We start from the raw sequence: 1,322 nt of genomic DNA, 5'->3' as shown, positions 1-1,322 counted from the left end.
TTCCTTTACCTTTTCCAATTCCATATTTAATTGGATTGTATCAATAACATCTTCATTTTCAGACTTTAATACATCGATTAAACTTATCTCATTTCCTTCCTTATCCTGACCAATTGGATCATGTAATGAAACATCTTTTTTCGTCTTCTTCAAAGCTCGTAAATGCATTAAAATTTCATTTTCTATACAACGAGCAGCGTAAGTAGCTAGCTTTGTACCTTTCCCTTGTGAGTAGCTTTCTATTGCTTTTATTAAACCAATTGTTCCGATCGAAATAAGATCTTCTGAATCTTCCCCAGTGTTTTCAAACTTTTTTACAATGTGAGCAACGAGTCTCAAATTATGCTCAATTAGAAGGTTTCTTGCATACTCATCACCTTCTGCCATAAGGCGTAAATATTTTTTTTCGTCTGTTGCAGACAAAGGCTGTGGGAAGGCATTATTTTTTACGTAAGATACTAAGAACACTAATTCTTTTACAATAAACCCTAGCGCCGATAAGAGCCCTGTCATACCTCCACCTCCACTAAAACAGGATGTAGGCTTATGCCTATAAGTAATGTTTATGTGAAAAGGAAGTAGTTCGTGCATGTACTATAAAATTAGATGGTTTTATCTCATTTTTCTTTGAGGCTGTTCATCTTGGTTATAAGCATTCCGAAATCTCCTAGCTCTTGGAAAATGAGGTGTCCCTTATACGCTTCTCCAGTCTCGTATCCTCTCCATTAAAGAAAAGGATAAGATAATCAACAATAACGTTAACATAGCCTTTTCTTTAATAACAGATGTACGGAAATTACATACTATAGCCTAAACATTTTAGATAAATGCACATATTTATAATATAGGTCATTAAAAGGAGGAGAATAAATCGATGTATGGATATGATGCATATGGTCCCGGCCCATATCCGTATTATCCAACTAAGGCTGGATTAGGTTATGGTTATTGGTATGCATTTATCGTCGTATTGCTTATTTTGCTATTAGTCATTGGTGGGGGATACTATTATTACAATTATATAAAATAAACTGTTTAAATGGCTCTCAATCTTTATAGACTAGAGAGCCATTCTTTGTAGTGATTAAATGTAACTAATGATATAATAACAAACGTCCATAAGTTGATACATATTTGTGGGAAAGGAAATACTTAGTTTGATTGTAAAGCTATAAAGAGTATAGATTGTGAAGAAAAAGAGAAATGTAAAAAAGGGCTGTTATCGTAAGCTTTGTTACTTTTTATAATTAGTCGTTTAGGTTGATTTTACCATTTTGGTGTTAGCTCCAATCAACCTTTACAAAATTTAGCTTATTATTACA

Annotated in this window: 2 protein-coding genes; one reads left to right on the top strand and one right to left on the bottom strand. The window is 33.0% G+C overall.

Annotated features, from left to right (window positions below):
• Positions 1–513 (bottom strand): RNA polymerase sporulation sigma factor SigK (sigK, locus tag HU235_RS12125; RefSeq protein WP_174880373.1); only part of this gene is annotated, 513 nt, incomplete at its 3' end.
• Positions 514–874: 361 nt separating this feature from the next.
• On the opposite strand from sigK, the gene HU235_RS12120 reads away from it, so the two are divergent.
• The gene (locus tag HU235_RS12120) at positions 875–1,030 is read left to right on the top strand and encodes a hypothetical protein (protein WP_170944471.1); all 156 of its coding nucleotides are present in this window, start codon (positions 875–877) and stop codon (positions 1,028–1,030) included.
• Positions 1,031–1,322: the final 292 nt, after the last annotated feature.

Origin of the sequence: Metabacillus niabensis (assembly GCF_902829255.1) — a bacterium.
In the GTDB taxonomy this organism is placed as follows: domain Bacteria; phylum Bacillota; class Bacilli; order Bacillales; family Bacillaceae; genus Metabacillus; species Metabacillus niabensis.
Note: the sequence above shows the minus strand (reverse complement) of the source record. Positions and strands in the feature narration are given on the sequence as shown.

Excerpts from the sequence above, each read along its gene's own strand:
- HU235_RS12120 (WP_170944471.1), top strand. The coding sequence starts at position 875 with ATGTATGGATATGATGCATATGGTCCCGGCCCATATCCGTATTATCCA.